This window comes from Brevibacterium sp. FAM 27836, from assembly GCF_051351055.1.
Classification (GTDB): Bacteria; Actinomycetota; Actinomycetes; order Actinomycetales; family Brevibacteriaceae; genus Brevibacterium.
This window is the reverse complement of the sequence record NZ_CP195711.1, coordinates 3,945,965-3,962,852: the sequence shown is the minus strand read 5'-3', so window position 1 is coordinate 3,962,852 and position 16,888 is coordinate 3,945,965. Positions and strand designations below refer to the sequence as shown.

17 protein-coding genes and 1 pseudogene are annotated in these 16,888 nt (G+C 64.7%); 2 read left to right on the top strand and 16 right to left on the bottom strand.

The annotated features are described in order from the left end of the window. Window positions 1-18: 18 nt before the first annotated feature. The 16 genes and pseudogenes from ACSE4D_RS17695 to ACSE4D_RS17620 all read right to left on the bottom strand — a co-directional run bounded on the left by ACSE4D_RS17695 (window position 19) and on the right by ACSE4D_RS17620 (window position 15,599). Window positions 19-504, bottom strand: a complete 486-nt coding sequence (locus tag ACSE4D_RS17695; RefSeq protein WP_135540826.1) for an Hsp20/alpha crystallin family protein — start codon at window positions 502-504, stop codon at window positions 19-21. A 295-nt stretch (window positions 505-799) separates the two neighbouring features. Further along, entirely contained in the window at window positions 800-1,315 is a 516-nt protein-coding gene (locus ACSE4D_RS17690) for a ferritin (protein WP_135540827.1), read from the bottom strand. Window positions 1,316-1,452: 137 nt separating this feature from the next. Continuing rightward, window positions 1,453-2,886 (bottom strand): amidase, encoded by a 1,434-nt coding sequence (locus tag ACSE4D_RS17685; protein ID WP_436326334.1) that lies wholly within the window; start codon window positions 2,884-2,886, stop codon window positions 1,453-1,455. Window positions 2,887-2,890: 4 nt separating this feature from the next. Further along, window positions 2,891-4,123 carry an amidohydrolase gene (locus tag ACSE4D_RS17680; RefSeq protein ID WP_436326333.1) on the bottom strand — a complete coding sequence of 411 codons (1,233 nt, stop codon included), beginning with the start codon at window positions 4,121-4,123 and terminating at the stop codon, window positions 2,891-2,893. A gap of 77 nt (window positions 4,124-4,200) precedes the next feature. Then, window positions 4,201-4,929: a hypothetical protein gene (locus ACSE4D_RS17675; RefSeq protein ID WP_135540833.1), complete on the bottom strand. Its 729-nt coding sequence runs from the start codon at window positions 4,927-4,929 to the stop codon at window positions 4,201-4,203. Window positions 4,930-4,939: 10 nt separating this feature from the next. Beyond that, entirely contained in the window at window positions 4,940-5,686 is a 747-nt protein-coding gene (locus tag ACSE4D_RS17670; protein WP_135540835.1) for a DUF5058 family protein, read from the bottom strand. Between the two features lie 255 nt (window positions 5,687-5,941). After that, window positions 5,942-6,448: a hotdog fold domain-containing protein gene (locus ACSE4D_RS17665; RefSeq protein ID WP_167854451.1), complete on the bottom strand. Its 507-nt coding sequence runs from the start codon at window positions 6,446-6,448 to the stop codon at window positions 5,942-5,944. 112 nt (window positions 6,449-6,560) lie between these two features. After that, window positions 6,561-6,929: a DUF1801 domain-containing protein gene (locus tag ACSE4D_RS17660; RefSeq protein WP_436326332.1), complete on the bottom strand. Its 369-nt coding sequence runs from the start codon at window positions 6,927-6,929 to the stop codon at window positions 6,561-6,563. Between the two features lie 281 nt (window positions 6,930-7,210). After that, window positions 7,211-7,663, bottom strand: a complete 453-nt coding sequence (locus ACSE4D_RS17655) for a transglycosylase family protein (protein ID WP_425119420.1) — start codon at window positions 7,661-7,663, stop codon at window positions 7,211-7,213. A gap of 211 nt (window positions 7,664-7,874) precedes the next feature. Further along, window positions 7,875-10,268 (bottom strand): ATP-binding cassette domain-containing protein, encoded by a 2,394-nt coding sequence (locus ACSE4D_RS17650; RefSeq protein ID WP_436326331.1) that lies wholly within the window; start codon window positions 10,266-10,268, stop codon window positions 7,875-7,877. A gap of 5 nt (window positions 10,269-10,273) precedes the next feature. After that, entirely contained in the window at window positions 10,274-10,684 is a 411-nt protein-coding gene (locus ACSE4D_RS17645; protein ID WP_436326330.1) for a VOC family protein, read from the bottom strand. A 19-nt stretch (window positions 10,685-10,703) separates the two neighbouring features. Then, window positions 10,704-11,111 (bottom strand): annotated as a pseudogene (locus ACSE4D_RS17640) (helix-turn-helix transcriptional regulator). Then, window positions 11,108-12,631 carry an APC family permease gene (locus ACSE4D_RS17635; RefSeq protein ID WP_436326329.1) on the bottom strand — a complete coding sequence of 508 codons (1,524 nt, stop codon included), beginning with the start codon at window positions 12,629-12,631 and terminating at the stop codon, window positions 11,108-11,110. The pseudogene ACSE4D_RS17640 and the gene ACSE4D_RS17635 overlap by 4 nt, the downstream one beginning before the upstream one ends. Window positions 12,632-12,635: 4 nt before the next feature. Further along, complete coding sequence (locus tag ACSE4D_RS17630) at window positions 12,636-13,994, bottom strand: flavin monoamine oxidase family protein (RefSeq protein ID WP_135540849.1); 1,359 nt, start codon at window positions 13,992-13,994, stop codon at window positions 12,636-12,638. Window positions 13,995-14,288: 294 nt separating this feature from the next. Further along, on the bottom strand, window positions 14,289-15,071 hold the full coding sequence (locus ACSE4D_RS17625; protein WP_436326328.1) for a septal ring lytic transglycosylase RlpA family protein: 783 nt from the start codon (window positions 15,069-15,071) through the stop codon (window positions 14,289-14,291). A 204-nt stretch (window positions 15,072-15,275) separates the two neighbouring features. Next, complete coding sequence (locus ACSE4D_RS17620; protein ID WP_425119415.1) at window positions 15,276-15,599, bottom strand: hypothetical protein; 324 nt, start codon at window positions 15,597-15,599, stop codon at window positions 15,276-15,278. A gap of 55 nt (window positions 15,600-15,654) precedes the next feature. On the opposite strand from ACSE4D_RS17620, the gene ACSE4D_RS17615 reads away from it, so the two are divergent. Together ACSE4D_RS17615 and ACSE4D_RS17610 are read left to right on the top strand one after the other, a co-directional pair. Next, on the top strand, window positions 15,655-16,443 hold the full coding sequence (locus ACSE4D_RS17615; protein WP_135540855.1) for a glycerophosphodiester phosphodiesterase family protein: 789 nt from the start codon (window positions 15,655-15,657) through the stop codon (window positions 16,441-16,443). 62 nt (window positions 16,444-16,505) lie between these two features. Next, a complete protein-coding gene (locus tag ACSE4D_RS17610; RefSeq protein ID WP_135540857.1) occupies window positions 16,506-16,847 on the top strand; it encodes an RNA polymerase-binding protein RbpA in 342 nt (113 codons plus the stop codon). The last annotated feature ends 41 nt before the right edge of the window (window positions 16,848-16,888 follow it).

Sequence of the window (16,888 nt, the reverse complement as noted above, 5' to 3'; positions counted from 1 at the left end):
GTCGGATCTGCCGGTCGATCAGTCGGCAGAGCCGCCGGTCGCGGTGTCAGCGGCCGGTCCGCCGTCGGTCGATGTCGATTCGACGACCTCGGCGCTGCCGGACGCGGAGGTGTGGGACACGGTGATCTTCCGGGGGCGGGCCTCCTCGGCGACGGGGATCGTCAGGGTGAGCACGCCGTCGCTGTAGTCGGCGCGGATGCGGTCGAGTGCCACGCGGTTGCCGAGCGTGAGCTGGCGCGCGTAGGTGCCGTTCGTCCGTTCCCGGGTCAGCCACTTCACGTCCTTGTCCGCGACCTCGGATTCGCGGCGTGCGCGAACCGTGAGCGTGCGGTCCTCGACATCGACATCGATGCTGCTCGGGTCGACGCCGGGCATGTCGATGCGGGCGATGAAGACCTCGCCGTCGCGGTAGAGATCCATGGGCAGGGTCGTTGAGTTCGGGGTGCGAGTGACCTCGGAGAAGAAGCGGTCGAGGTCACGGATGGGATCGAATCGTGTAGCCATGTGCGTCCTTTCGTTCGGTTGCTCTATTGAGTCAAACACACTCAACTTTGAAATGATTCCGAACTCATGAAACTCACAGTTCTGCGAGTCCGGTTCGGGTGCTGCGTGACCGGCCCGCCGTCACCGTGCTCATCGCTGAGGCGGTCCTTCGCGGAGTCGTTCCTTCCGGTGCGCTGGCCAGCGAGCCGAGGGCTCTGGTTTCGTCTCCGACGATGACGAAGGGCGGCCGATTCACTGGGAATCGACCGCCCTTCGTCACTGCGGGCGCAGCGGGCTCAACCGTCGTGAGTTCTGATCACTCGCCGTCGGCGGTGATGTCGGGGTGACGCGATCCGAGTTCGGAATCGATGCGCAGCACGCCCGAGCCGTCTTCGCCGACGCGCTCGAGGCGGCCGATGATCTCGGAGATGCTCGACTCCTCCTCGACCTGCTCGTCGATGAACCAGTGCAGCAGCGGCAGGACGTCGAGGTCGGTTTCGGCCTGAGCGGTGCGGTAGAGGTTGCGGATGGATTCGGAGACCTTCTCCTCATGGGCCAGTGCGGCCTTGAAGAAGTCGATCGGCTGCGAGCCGGAGACCTTCGGAGCAGCGATATCGCCGATCTGAGGAGCGAATCCGCGGTCGAGGCAGTGCTGAGTGAACTTGGCGGCGTGAACCTGCTCTTCCTCGGACTGGGCGCGCATCCAGCGAGTCATTCCGGGGAGGTCGAGGTCGTCGAGCTGAATCGACAGCTGCAGGTAGACCAGCGAGGCCTCGAGTTCGAGGGTGACCTGCTCGTTGAGGACCTTCTGCATGGCGGGGCTCAGGTGCATCTGTTACTCCTTTGCGATTCTCAAGCGGATCGATTCCGCCTGTACAAGAATATAGTGACACCTTTTCTAGAACCGTTCCAGTGTGGAAAGGCTCGGCAAACTCCACGCAGGTTTGCCAAACCTCTCCGCACTCGCCCTCAGAGCCGCGGATGTGAAGCGTGGTGCCCGGTGGCGACTTCGAAGGCGTGGGCGATGCGCAGCAGATCGACATCGGCGCCCGGCCTGGCGACGATCTGCACGCCCACCGGCAGTCCCGAAGCGGAGAAGCCCGCAGGGACGGAGATCGCCGGACAGCCCGTGGCCGAGATGAGGCACAGGGACCGCATCCAGTCGAGGTAGTTCTCCAGCTGCACGCCATTGATCTCGGTCGGGTATTCGATGCCCGCGTCGAAGGGCAGCACCTGAGAGGTTGTGAGCACGAGCACGTCATGGTCGGCGAAGTATCGTTCGACTTCGCTGTGCAGACGCGCACGGGCCGCCTCCGCCGAGGCCACCTCGGCGCCGGTGAGATCGAGCCCCATGCGGATGTTCCAGCGGACCGAGGCCTTGACCTGGTCGGTATGGGCCGCAGCCAGCCGCCCCCAGGATCCGACGAAGTCCAGCGCGCGGCGGACACCGAAGACTTCATCGGCGTCGCGCAGGTCGGGAATCGTGTCGTCGACGTCCGCACCGAGATCGGTGAAGACGCCGGCACTGTCAGCAACGATCCGGGCCACCTCCTCGGCGACCGGGAAGAGCCCGCCGAGATCCGGGGAGAACCCGACCCTGACTCCGGTGAGGTCGGGGGAGTGGGAAGCGCCGAGAGCGAACTGAGGAAGGTCGAACACGCTGCCGGGCTCCGGACAGGACCGAGGGCACAGCGGATCGGGGCCGGCGGCCACGGACATGAGCAGAGCGACGTCGGAGACCGTGCGGGCCATGAAGCCGCCCTGAGCCAGCCACGCATACGGATCGGCCGGAGGTATGTGCGGGATGCGACCGTTGCTCGGCCTCATCCCCACGACATTGTTGAACGAGGCCGGGGAGCGCAGCGAACCGCCCATGTCCGAACCGTCGCCGGACGCTTGGATGCCGACGGCCAGCACCGCTCCCACCCCTCCGGAGGACCCTGACGCCGACTTCGTCGGATCATAGGGATTCACGGTCGTACCGAACACCGGGTTGAACGTGTGCGAACCGGCGGCGAACTCAGGCACATTCGTCTTGCCCGTCGTTGTGATCCCTGCCCGCTTGAGCCGGGCGATGATGAGCGAGTCGGACTCGGGCACACGGTCGGCCATGAGCGGTGAGCCCCAGGTTGTGCGCATCCCGGCGGTGTCATGCGTGTCCTTGTGCGTCATCGGCACCCCGTGAAGGGCCCCGAGACTCTCCCCGCGCGCCGCAGCCGCATCCGCCGCCTCCGCCTGGATGAGAGCCGCCTCGTCATCGCGGGTGACGACCGCGTTGAGGATCGGATTGACCGCATCGATGCGCTCAAGGTGGGCCTCCAGCGCCTCGCGGGCCGAGATCTCCTTGGCAGCGATCCGGGCGGCGAGCTCCCGGGTCGACCACCACAGCGATTCCTCACTCATCGGATCACCGTCCGACCTTGCTCAGCACCGCCGACAGCGCGGCGCGGATGCCCGTTTCCAATGTGGTCTCGACGTCGTCGGGGGCGAAGAACGGGGAGTGGTTGCCGGCCGGGGCTTCGGAGCCGGAGAACTTGGCGGGGGAGTAGCCGCCGAAGAACCAATACACGTACGGGACTCCGATGTCGTCGCCGAAGGCACCGACATCCTCGCTGCCGGTGGCCGGCTTCTGGAGGTGGATCTGTTCGGCTCCCAGCTCGGCACCGACATGCTCGAGGAAGCCTGCCGTCTCCTCCGGGTCGTTGAAGCAGCGGGGGAACCCGTACATCTCCTCGATCTCGGGCTCCGGAGCACCGGATGCCAGCGCCTCGGCGAGGATGATGCGTCGGACTCGGTCGAGGACGACCTCACGGACCTCCTCGGTGAAGGTGCGGATATTGAGTTTGAACTCCGCGGAATCCGGAATGATGTTCTCCTTGAGCCCGCCGTGGAACGTGCCGACGGTCACGACCGCCATGTCGTTGCCGGCGATCTCACGGGACACGACCGACTGCAGACGGGTGATCATGTAGGCGCCGAGCACGATGGGATCGATGGCGCTCTCCGGCTGTGAGCCGTGGGCCTGCTTGCCCTTGACCGTCACGCGCAGACAGTCGGACATCGCCATCGCGGTGCCCTTGCTGACGTAGATGTGTCCGGCAGGAACGGGCCACACGTGCTGACCGTAGATGACCTCGGGGCGCACGATCCGGTCCCAAAGTCCGTCGTCGAGCATGGCGCGGGCCCCCTGACCGGTCTCCTCACCGGGCTGGAAGAGCATGACCACGCTGCCGGTCCACAGATCCTTGTGCTCAACGAGGTATTTGGCGAGGTAGAGCCCGACGGTGATGTGGGTGTCATGGCCGCAGCCGTGCATGACCTGCGTCGTCGTGCCGTCGGGCAGGGTGCCTTCGGCGGTGGAGGCGTAGTCGAGTCCGGTGTCCTCGGCGATCGGCAGTCCGTCGGTGTCCGCACGGTAGCCGACCACCGGTCCGCTGCCGTTCTCGATGACGGCGACGACTCCTGTGCCGCCGAAGCGGTGCGTGGTCAGTCCCATCGCCGTGAGTCGGGAGTCGATCTCTGCTGCGGTGCGGGTCTCCTGCATCGACAGTTCGGGGGTGCGGTGGAAGTCCTTGTAGTCCGCGACGATCTGGCCGAGGTCGGCCGTGAGTGACTGGCGGAGTACGGGGTTGAGAGACATGGTGTCCTTTCTGAACCGGTCTTCTGCCATCTTGGCAGGTGTCTGCGGTTTCGTCTTCGGTGTTCGGGGTCCGGACCTCAGTTGATGCCCACGGTGTCTCCACCGCTTCTCGTGTCCGTGACCTTCTTGTTGCGTGTGAACCACGTGATGAGGATGGTGAGGAAGACGACGATGGCGACGTCGCCGGGAGCCAGCACCGGCACCAGCGGTATGAGCACGAGGATGACCAGAGCCGCCAATCCGAGGGCGATGAGCGTCGATTTCACCTGCCGGAGGGAGGCGATGAGCTGAACGGTGACGCCGCCGAGGATGGCCGGGAGGATATAGAGCTTGGCCACGAGCGTGATCGGTGCGGGAATGAGGGCGACGAGCCAGGTTCCGAGGATGCCGACGAAGATGACCATCGAGGCCACGTGGATGATCGCGGCACCGCAGATGGCCATGGTGGCCGCGTACTCGCCCTTGCGGGTGCCCGGCTTCGCGCCGATCGTGTCCTGCGCGACGATGGCCGAGGGCAGCAGCTTGTTCGACACGTTGCCGATCATGAAGGCCTGATACATACCGGCCGGGCCGAGGATGGGGAAGTAGGTGAGCGGTTCCACGATGTAGAAGACACCGTAGACGGCGAAGACCGCGAGGAATCCCTTGAGGATGTTTCCGAAGTCGACGTTCGCGTCGGCGACGAAGAGGAGATAGAACGGCACCGAGGTGGCGATGAGGAAGCCGATGAAGAGCGTGATCGAGCCCCAGCGAGTCGTGGTGCGTTCGAAGGCCGCGTGCGAAGGCGAAGTGATGATCGATGACATGATGTGCTCCTCAGGCTTCGGGCAGGCCGAGACCGGCATAGTGGGCGAAGTAGGCGGCGACGAGGCCGACGAGCAGGGAGATTCCCAGCCCCCATTCCTTGAGCCAGTTCGCTTTGAGCACCTTGGCCAGGAACAGGCAGATGCTCATCACGACGGCCGAGACGATGACGGCGATGACATGAGTGGGCGATTTCGGGATCTCGCGGAAGGTCAGTGCCGCGAAGGCCGCGAGCAGTGCGGCACCGGGGATGATCGACATCAGCGCCGGGTTGACCTTCTCGAGCTTGTGGGTGCTGCGCTTGAAGATCGGAGTGAGGATGAGGGTGGAGATCATCCATCCGGCACCCGAGAGGCTCATCGCCATGAGCGCGACGATGAAGACACCGCGAGTGAAGGTTTCGTCACCGAGGTTCGCGCCCATCGTGCCGGCGGCCAGCGAGGCCGACGCCACCTCGGTGGCCGCCGAGCCGATGAGGCCGACGCGGACGATGACCGGGGGAGTGCCGAACAGCGGCAGAAGGGCGATGGCCACAAGCACCACGGACAGGGACGGGCCGATCGCGGCCACACCTCCGGCACGGAAGGCAGTGCGCACTTCCCGTTGGCTCATCCCAGCCGATTCCGCGTTCTTCTTCACCGCGGTCATATAGATGAGTGACTGCACGACGACGACTCCCATCACCGCCATCGCCAGGATCCAGAGAATCGGGGCATTCGCAAGGCCGATGTAGTCGGCCGAACCGCTGGCCAGGTGCATGGTCAGCTCCTCACATCATTGTCGAGTTGCAGGGACGCACGGCGGCAAGCCTCAGTGGTATACCAAAACGCGTGCGTGGTTTCAACATAACCTGACCGGTTGGTCAGGCACCACAGTTCTGTCGAAAGTTCCCATTAGTCGAGATTGATGTCATCGGTCAGTCTCATCGATTGAATCGATAAGGCCTCAGCGACGGTCAGTGCCTCAGCAACGGAGACGCAGAAGTGCGAGCGACGGGGGAGTGCGGCCCGGAGTTCACCGCTTCTTCTGCGAGATGTGCATCGTGATCTCGGCTGTGACGAACACGGTGCCGTGGGCGTCGATGACGTCGACGGGCACAACGAGGTCGAACTTCTCCTCGCCGAATTCCGGGAGCTCATCGAGGCGCGCGAGGGCGGTGACGGTCGTTGTCGCCTTGGCCTTGTATTCGACGGTCATCCCGGCCGGAATCCATCGATGCGTGGACGGGACTGTCGCCTCGGTCATCATGCCGCCGGCGACCTCAGCCATATTGCAGGCCGCGATCGCGTGATAGGTGCCGAGGTGGTTGTGCACTCCGCGGCGGTTCGGTGCGCTGACCCGGCAGAATCCCGGTCGCAGCTCGTGGATGAGTGGATGGACCGAGCGGAAATAGGGAGCCTTGAAGCAGACGGCCTGAGTGAACAGACGTTTGCCCAGGGGCTTGTCCTGCATCTTCTTCCACAGCGCATAGATCTTCCCGGAGCCGGGAATCGCTGTGATCTGTGCCGAATCGACGGTCATCGTTGAGTCCTTCCGGGCGGCGGTCCAACGTCCAAGGCAAGGAATGGGACTGGTCGTCCGCTGCCGCTGTGAGCTAAGTTACTTTTCAGTAGACTCTAGCAGGCAGGCGGCCTTATGTGCAGTCGGACCATTCGGCCAGCGTGTGGTCGCGTGTGCGCTCGAGCAGTTCGCGGAGCACGACCCGGTCGATGCCTTCGAAGCGGGTGAGATACAGGCATGCCGTGCCGCTGCGGTAGCTGCCCAGACGTGCCATCAGATCAGCCCAGCGGCTATCGAAGTCACTCGTCAGGTAGATCGTGTGCTGGCGTGCGGCGGGGGAGAAGGCCAGTACCGGCATGGCTCCGCTACGGCCCGACTCGTATGTGTACGTGACTTCGCCGAAGCCGATGATCCGAGAGGCCCAGACGACGGGCTGCTCACCGGAGACATCGCCGAGGAGGTTGATGAGCTCATCCCGATTGGTCGTCGGATGCTCGTCCATGTCGGCGGAATCGATTCGTCAGTGTCCACCATAGATGCGGACGCGGGGAGCGGTTCTCTGATTTTAACTTAACATAATGTATATTATCGGCGTTCTACGCAGAGGGCAGTACAGCGCGGAACCGGCGTGCCATGCGCGTGTGCAGTGCGGGCGCCTTCGCAATGATGTCGGAGACGGCAATGGCCGCGAACGACCTGCCTGTCGTTCGCGGCCATGAGCGCTGATCCTCAGTATCGAGCACAGCGCTCAAGACGATTGGATCAGCTGATCTGTGGATGCTGTCAGCCGCCGACGGTGACGTTGCCGCCGAGTCCGACCTTGCCGCTGCCCTTCGAGCCGCCATCGTCCTTCTTGCCGCCTCCATCATCGGCGGCGCCGTTGGACTTCGTCAGCCCGGCCTTCTTGCCGCAGGTCGGCCATGCGCCCGGGCCCTGCTCCTTGAGGACCTTCTGGGCGACGCGGATCTGCTCCTTCTTGCTGTGCTGATCCGCAGTGCCGGAACCGCCGAAGCCGTTCCAAGTCTGCTTGGAGAACTGCAGCCCGCCGTAGTATCCGTTGCCGGTGTTGATGTGCCAATCACCGCCGGATTCGCATTCGGCGACCTTGTCCCAGACGCCCTTATCGGCTGCCTGGGCCGGCTGACCTGCGCTCATGCCGGTCATCCCGGCGGCTGCGACTGCGCCGGCACCGACGAGCAGGGCGACCTTGCGGAAGCTGGTGCTGTAGAGGTTCACTATGTCTTCTCCAAAGTACGACTGCATTTCGGTTTTGTAACCCGGCCGTTACCGAGCCGTTATACACCGTAACGAATGTGCCGGGCAGTGTGAACCCGAAAGCACCGAATCGCCATCCGAATCGCCTCATCAGAGTCTGAACGTGACCTGAGGATCATCGCTCCCTGCGGGCGCGCACCCGGGCGACGGTGCCGCGTCTCCCCCTTAATCCTCAGCCGCGGACATAGGCAGCCAGGTGCTGTGCGGTCAGGCCCGCTGCGTCATCGCCGGCGCCGGCGCCGGCGCCGGCGCCGGCGACGAGGTCGGCGGGAGTGCCGGTGGCCACGATGGAACCTCCGTCATGTCCCGCGCCGGGTCCCAGGTCGATGATGTGATCGGCATGAGCCATCACCGCTTGGTGGTGTTCGATGACGATGACCGTGCGACCGGAGTCGACGAGTCCATCGAGAAGGCGGAGGAGTTTCTCCACATCGGCCAGATGCAGGCCCGTCGTCGGCTCATCGAGGACGATCACCTGAGCGGCGTCGGCGGCTTTCGCCGACAGGTGCACCGCCAGTTTGAGCCTTTGTCTCTCTCCCCCGGACAGAGTCGTCAGAGGCTGTCCGAGACTGACATAGCCCAGCCCCACCTCGGCGAGCTTGTCAAGGATCCGCACGACGGCGGGAATGCGCGACTCCCCCGCACCGAAATGCTCAAGCGCAGCGGTCACCGGCAGGTCGAGGACCTGCCGAATGTTGAGCCCGCCGAGTCGGTATTCGAGCACAGCGGCCTGGAACCCCTTGCCCTCGCACTCGTCGCAGGGAGCCGAGACCCCGCCCATGAGCGCCATGTCCGAGTAGATGATGCCGGCGCCGTTGCACACTGGGCACGCCCCTTCGGAGTTGGCACTGAACAGAGCCGGTTTGACGCCATTGGCCTTCGCGAAGGCTCTGCGGACAGGTTCGAGCATTCCCGTATAGGTGGCCGGATTGCTGCGCCGGGACCCCTTGATCGGTGTCTGGTCGATCATCACGACACTCTCACGGGTACGCAGATATCCCTCGACGAGGCTGCTCTTGCCCGACCCGGCGACACCGGTGACCACAGTGAGCACCCCGAGCGGCACGTCGACGTCGACGTCGCGGAGATTGTGCAGTGCCGCGGACCGGATCTCGAGGGCCCCGGTCGGCTTCCGCACCGTGTCCTTGAGCGCCACCGTATAGCCGAGGTGGCGACCGGTGAGCGTGTCGGACTCCCGCAGTCCCCCGACGGTGCCGGTGAAGGTGACCTCTCCCCCGGCGCTGCCCGCTCCGGGACCGAGGTCGACGATGTGATCGGCGATGACGATGGTCTCGGGTTTGTGTTCGACGACGAGGACGGTATTGCCCTTGTCTCGCAGGGCCAGGAGGAGTTCGTTCATGGCCTGGATATCGTGCGGGTGCAGACCGATCGTCGGTTCGTCGAAGACATACGTGACATCGGTCAGAGCGGAGCCGAGATGGCGGACGAGCTTGATCCGCTGCGCCTCTCCCCCGGACAGTGACCCGGCCGAGCGCTCGAGCGAGAGATAGCCCAGGCCGATGTCGTCGAAGGCCTGCACATCGGCACGCAGCGAGTCGAGCAGCGCGAAGGCGGGACCGGCCTCGACGCGATCGAGCCACGCGGTGATATCCGAGATCTGCATGGCACAGACCTCGGCGATGGACTTCCCCGCCAGCTTCGATGACCGGGCCGCAGCATTGAGTCGGGTGCCCACACATTCGGGGCACACCGTGAACACGACGGCACGGTCGACGAATTCGCGGATGTGCTTCTGCATGGCATCGCGGTCCTTGGACAGGAACGACCGGCGGATGCGCGGAATGAGCCCGTCGAAAGTGAAGTTCGTGCCGTTGATCCTCACCTTCTCGCCTTCGGCGTGAAGGAGGTGGTGCCGTTCCCTCTCATCGTAGTCGGCGACCGGCTTCTTCGGGTCGAAGAACCCGGATTCGGAGAACATCCTCACCGACCATCCTCCGGGTTTGTATCCCGGGATCGTGATGGCTCCGTCGTCGAGCGATCGAGTCTCATCGACGACCTCGGCGATGGCGATGTCCGTGGCGGTGCCCATGCCTTCGCAGTGCGGACACATTCCACCATTGACGGAGAACGACTTCCTCTCGACCTGTGTGCCCTCGCCTCTGTCGATCGTCACCGCGCCCTTGCCGCTGACGGTGGCGACGTTGAAGGAATAGGCATTCATCGATCCGAGGTTCGGTTCGGCGAGTCTGGCGAAGAGAGTGCGCAGCTTCGCGTTGATGTCCGAGACAGTGCCCACCGTCGAGCGCGGGTTCGCTCCGATCCGTTCCTGATCGACGAGGATGGCCGTCGTCAGTCCTTCGAGCATGTCGACCTCGGGGCGGGCCATCGCCGGCATGAACCCCTGAACGAACGCCGAATAGGTTTCGTTGATCATCCGCTGGGACTCCGCGGCGATGGTGTGGAAGACCAGCGAGCTCTTGCCCGAGCCCGAGACTCCGGTGAACACCGTGAGCCGGCGTTTGGGGATGTCGACGGAGACGTTCTTCAGCGTGTTCTCCCGGGCTCCGCGGACGCGGATGAGGTCATGGCCGTCGGCTGGGTGCATCCGCGTCAGCCTCTCTGCTGGATGCGGATCATGTTCCCGGCCGGATCGCGCACGGCGCAGTCGCGCAGACCATAGGGTTGGTCCATCGGTTCCTGCACGATATCGGCGCCCTTCGCCTCGACCTCGGCGAAGACTGCGTCGACGTCGGCAGCGGCGAGCACGATGGCCGCGAAGCTGCCTTTGGCCATGAGCGCCTCGATGGTCTCACGTTCGGTCTCGCTGATCGTCGGGTCGGTCACCGGCGGGGTGAGCACGATCGAGGTGTCCGGTTGGTTCTGCGGGCCGACGGTCAGCCATCGCATGCGACCGGATCCGACGTCGAGACGGAGTTCGAACCCGAGCACCTCGTGATAGAAGCGAAGGGATTCCTCGGCGTCGAGGTGTGGAAGGAAACTGGCGTTGATCGAGATATTCATGACAGCAATCGTAGACCGCTCAGTGTGGTCGGGCTTCTCGATTCCTGACCGGTCTCAGAGCGTTCTTCACCACGATCGTCGGCAATCGGTGCTCACCGGCGGCGACTCCGTTGCGGTACTGGCTCGGTGAGAGCCCGACGAGTTCGCTGAACCGGGTGCTGAAGGTGCCCAGAGAGGAGAAGCCGACGGTGAAGCAGATATCCGTGATCGACAGGTCCTCGCGGCGGATGAGTGCCATGGCTCTTTCGATCCTGCGCGTCATGATATACGAATACGGGGATTCACCTTAGGCGGCCTTGAACTGGCGACTGAGATGCCCGGCCGACATGTGTTCCCCCAGTGCGAGGGCCTCGACGCTCAAGGGGCGGTCGAATTCGCGGTCGATGCGGTCGCGGACTCGCCGCAGCGCCACAAGCTGCTCGTTCACCCGGTCTCGACTCCCTGCCGCAGCGTGCGCCCGCGGAAGAAGTCCGGATGTCGCAGCGACTGGATGATCATGATGACCACGCCGAGAGCGAGCACCCCGATACCGAGGACGAAGACGAGCCCGATGCCGAACACCGAGGAGCCCGAGCCGTAGTCGGGGTCGAGCGAATCGACCGCGGTGGTGACGAAGATGACGAGCAGGGTCACTCCCCCGATGAGTGGGAACAGGAACCTGAAGAACACGGTGCGCACCGAGGCGAACAGGGTCCGCCGGAAGTACCAGATGCAGGCCAGTCCGGTGATGCCGTAGTAGAAGCAGACCATGAGGCCCAGCGCCGTGATCGTATCCCACAGGGCGTTCTCCGACAGCAGACGCATGACGACGTAGAAGAGGATCGCCGCTCCCGCCGAGGTGACGGTGGCGACCGATGGCGACTTGTACCGGGGCGACACGCGACCGTACTTCTCCGGCAGCGCCCCGTAGTGGCCCATCGCCAGAATCGTGCGTGAGGGCGAGACCATCGTCGCCTGCAGCGAGGACAGGGAACTCGAGAGCACGGCGATCGACACGAGCACCGCGAAGGGTCCCATGACGGGACCGGCGAGAGAGGCGAAGATCGATTCCTGGTTGGCCGGGTTGCCCGCGCCGAGTCCCTCGGTTCCGACTCCAGCGAAGGAGATCACGGCGATGGTGCAGGCGAGGTAGATGATGACGATCGCGATGATCGTGAGCATCGCGGCCCTCCCGGGAGTCTTCTCCGGGTCCTTGGCCTCCTCGTTCATCGTGATCACCGTGTCCCAACCCCAGAACAGGAAGATCGACAGGGACACAGCCGCAGCGACGGTGGAGAAGTCACCGGCCGAGAGCGGATTGAACCAGTCGAGCGAGACGGGGGTCGGGTCGAAGGCCGTGCCGCCGGAGACCTGGACAAGCGCGGCGACGACGAACCAGCCGAGCGCCAGCACCTGGAAGGCCACGAGCCACACCTGCAGCTTCTCGGTGGCCTCGACTCCGCGATAGGACACCCACGCCGCGGCGGCGGTGAGCACGATCGTCACCGGAATGTTAATCCACAGCACGCGGGTGAGATCGGCGATCTGCGGATCGGAGAAGATCTGCGACAGCAGCAGGAACAGGAAGTCGACGGCGACCGCTGCGAGATTCGAGAGCACGAGCACGGTCGCCGCGACGAGTCCCCACCCGCCCATCCAGCCCAGCCAGGGGCCGAAAGCGCGTGTTGCCCAGGTGAAGGTCGTTCCCGAATCGGGCATCGCGGTGTTGAGCTCGCGATAGCCGAAGACGACGAGGAGCATCGGCACGAAGCCGATGAGCAGAACGGCCGGGGTGTGGACGCCGACTTCGGAGATCGTCGGGCCCAGCCCGGAGGTCAGCGTATAGGCGGGGGCGATGCACGAGATGCCGATGACGGCACCCCCGATGGCTCCGACCTTTCCGGCAGACAGGCCCTTCGAACTCAGTCCGCTCGAGTCCGTCGACGGTGACGATTGTGAAGTGCTCATCGGTTCAGGAGATCTCGCCGAGGATCCTCTCGGCGGTGGCGGTGCCGATCCTCACCGCCCCATCGACGTGCTGGTAGCCTTCGGCGGCGATGTCGGAGCTGGCGAAGTGCAGCGGCCCGACGGGATCGTTCTGGAACCGTCCCCAGCGGTGCAGCCCGCCGAGGTCGTAGCTCGTGGCATAGGCTCCGCGGGTCCACTCTTCGGCGCCGAAGTCAGAAAGGTAGAACACGCTCGGGCTCAGTGCTTTCGGCCCGAGGAAATCGGCGAGGGATTCGAGGATGCGGGTGCGTCGGGTCTCCTCGTCGAGGGCCCACATCTCATCGGCGTTGACATCGGAGATGAAGCCGACGAGAGTACCCTGTTCCTCCCCGTGGTTCGTGTTGTCGTAGACCTCCTGGACGAGCTGGGAGGCTCCGAATCCGGTACCGCACAGTCCGGCTTCGCGCCAGAACGGAGTCTCGTAGGTGGCATGGACCTTGATGACGAGCCCCATAGACTGATGCTGGTGGAAGATCTGCTGCAGCCGAGGCAGCGGCGGGTCGTAGCTGATGCGCGAGTACAGGTTCGGCGGGACGGCGACGATCGCCCGAGCGGCTCGGACGTTGAGCTCGTCGGTGGAGACGCGCACGGAGTTCTGCGACCACTCGATGCTGCGTACCGGTTGGTCGAGGCGCACGGTCTCGGCACCGAGTTCGGCAGCGATCTGCACCGACACTGACTGCATGCCGCCGACGACGCGCCTGTCGAGGATGAAATGGTCATCGACGAGGTTCGAGAACGATCCCGCCGAGGCGGCCATGAGGACCGCTTGCAGTGTGGAGAAGGTCGTGGCCGGCTTCGTGAGCATTCCGCCGGCGATGAACAGTCCGATGTTCTCGCAGGCGAGTTCATCGTCGGACTGCTGCCGCAGCCAATGGTGGAAGGAGATCGAGTCGAGTGCGGCTGCGTCTTCGGCATCCCACGGGGCCTGCGGTCCGATTCGAGCAGCGAGTTCGTCGAGGATGCCGGTGAGGCGTTCCATCTCCGCCTGCGTCGACTCCCCCACCGGGAACATCTCACCGCTGTAGACCGTGCGGGTTCCGTCCGGGGAGATGTAGACGCTGTCGCCCTCCCGGTACCGGGGATAGGTGTCCTTGCCGAGTTCGTCGACGAGGGTGAGCAGAGCGGTCTGGTCCGGTGAGATCCACTGTCCACCGAGTTCGTACATCTGGCCGTCGATGTGCTCGGTCCACGTGCGGCCGCCGACGCGGTCGCGGGCTTCGAGGACGATGACGCTGCGGCCCGCCCTGTGCAGGCGGCGGGCGGCGCTCAGGCCGGAAGGGCCCGCTCCGATGATGACGACGTCACAGGACTCTTCCGACATGGCGATCTCCTCCGAGGGGCTGGGTTGGTCTCAGACTAACCAGCCTGCACCCCGATTCCAAAGCGGGTGAGAGCCGGTGCGGATTCCGCAGGGCCGGCCGAGTGACGGCTGGAACGGGCGAGGACGCGGGACGAGGCACCGAGGCGGACAGAGATCGACGGTCGCAGAGTTTTTCGGTCGCGCATTCGGTCACGGATTCCGCAGAATTCGCGGATTCTGCAGAGACGTCACCGCCGCGGTCCCGGAGACCGGGCCGCGGCGGTGACGAATCTCAGCTGGTGCTGGGCGCCTGGGTCACTGGACTTTGTACTTGCCGTTGATCTGTCCTGCACCGACGCCGCCGACGGCTTCCATCGCGGCCTTCGACAGGTCGAAGCAGCGGTTGCCGTGGTAGGGGCCGCGGTCATTGACGCGCACGGTCACGGACTTGCCGTTGGCCGTGTTCGTGATCTTCACCTTCGAACCGAAGGGCAGGGACTTGTGAGCGGCGGTGAGCTTGTTCGTATCGAAGCTCTCGCCGTTGGCTGTCTGCTTGCCGTCGAAGCCGTCGCCGCCGCCGTAATAGGACATCGGGCAGCTTCCGGACTGGCCGCCCGACTTGCCGGACGTCGACGGCCCGTCGTTCTCGTCGGACGCGGTCCCGCCTGCCGAACCCGAAGACTTCTCGTCGGACTTCTCGCCCCCAGTCGAGGAAGGTGCGGGGCTGGGAGTCTCGACCTTCGTTTCGATCGTGACCTCTGAGGGCTTCTCCTTGGCCTGTTTCTTCGCCTTGGCGAGGGATTCGTCTGTCGCCTGCGTCGGCTCGGCGGCGGAGACGGCAGGGGCTTCGGCGACGACCTGATCATTCGGCGCCGTGTCCTCGGGAACCATGGCCAGGCTCGAAGCCACGACCGCGGCCGTCGCCGCGGTGGGAACGATGAACGCTGACAGCACAGGGCGAGTGCGCACGGCGGCAAGCACGCCTCCGGCGGTGTTCTCGCTGCGTGTCGGCGCATGGCGGCCGGCCTTCTTCTTCGCCGTCAGTGCAGAGAAGAGCGAGCCGCTCGCCTTGGTGCTTGGTGCTGAGTGTCTGCCCACAGTGATGTTCCTCGTCGTCAGAGAGTTTCTCGGCAACTCGGAGATATGCAGGGGGAAGTCCTCGTCGCAGCGGTGCACGCGAGGAAAGACTCCAAGTTATCGGATTGTTACCTGAGGCTCAGTCTAATTAAGGAACTGTTACAAATGCAATGTGGCACGCCCGAACGGCGTGCCACACAGGTGAGAGTCTGCCCACCCGATGAATCACTCGGACTTGCGGGTCACGAACTTGCGAGCTCCTGCCGCCCCCGAAGTCACTCTCTCCTGTGCCTTGTCGAAAGCCTGTTCGACCTTCCCGCTGCGCACTGCATCGTCAATGGCGTGCGACAGCGATCCGAGGGCCTTGTTGACGCCGTTCTCGGTGGCTTCGATGAGGCGTGAGGTCGATGCGGCTTCGCGCACGGTCTTCACTCCGCTGCTCGCCGCGGTGTAGGCACGACCCGCGGCACGGCGGGCCCGTTCGCTCGGTGTCTTCGCGGTGGAGTCGATGACGAAGTCGGGTTCGATGGGTTCGCGGTGTGAGCTCATGTCTCCATCCTTGATGACGCTCGGGCCGAAATCAACACCGGACTAGGATTGGACCATGAATTCTCAGCCCGAGGCCACCGCAGGCCCAGAGATCATCGCGCACCGAGGCGGCCTGTGGCCGGGAATGAGCGAGAACACCCTCGAGGCGTTCACGGCTGCGGCGGACGCGGGAGTGCATTGGATGGAGACCGACGTCCACGCATCGGCCGACGGGGTCCTCTTCGCCGCACACGACGCCGACCTGACGCGCATCGCCGGTCGCCCTCAGGCCATCCGCGAACTCAACGCGGCCGAGCTCGATGCGATCGAACTCAGCGCCGGCGGCCGCCTCCCCCGCCTCGATGCACTGCTGCAGGCGCTGCCGACCGTCGAATGGAACATCGATGTCAAAGCCGAACACAGCATCGGACCGATGATCCGCTTCGTCCACAATCTCGGTGCCTCAGAACAGATCCGGCTCGCCTCCTTCGACTCCGGCACCCTGCGACGGCTGCGCACCGCCATGCCCGGAGTGCGCACTTCGACGGGGACGACCGAGACGGCGCTCTTCGCCCTCGGTCGTCTGCCGGGGCTGCCCGCTCGCGGTCTGCTGCCCTCGGTGCCGGAGATCGACGCCCTCCAGGTGCCCGAACGGTTCAGGGGTGTGCCCGTGGTCACCGCGGACTTCGTCGACCGTGCTCATCGTGAGGGCCTGCTCGTCCACGTGTGGACAGTGAATGAGGCGGAGAGGATGCAGGCGCTGTTCGACCTCGGAGTCGACGGCATCGTCACCGATGACGTCGCCACGGGCCTTGACGTGCTCAACCGTCAGCGGCCCCGGAGGCACAGGGGCATGGGGGAATAGACGGACACGGTAGACTGTTACATTGCGTCCAAGGTGAGCACCCGAGTCGGAAGGTCTTAGATATGAGCGAACGCAGTCTCCGCGGAACCCAGTTGGGCTCGCGCAGCCTCGAAACCGAAGAAGGCGTCGAGCCGGCACCGCGTCAGATGGTCGAGTTCGAATGCGAGGACGGAACCCGTTTCAAGGTGCCCTTCTCAATCGAAGCCGAAGTCCCGTCGACATGGGACTCGGGAATCCACGGCATCGGCGTGCGGGTCGGAGTCAATGAGCCCGACGGTGAGCCGGTCAAGCACGTGCGCTCCCACTGGGACATGCTGCTCGAGCGTCGGTCGTTCGACGAACTCCAGCTGCTCCTCGACGAGCGTCTGGCGATCCGTCGCGGAGAGGTTCCGGCGCAGAGCTGAGTCCTCTCTGCGGAGGCAGAACTCGTAGAACAGACACCTGA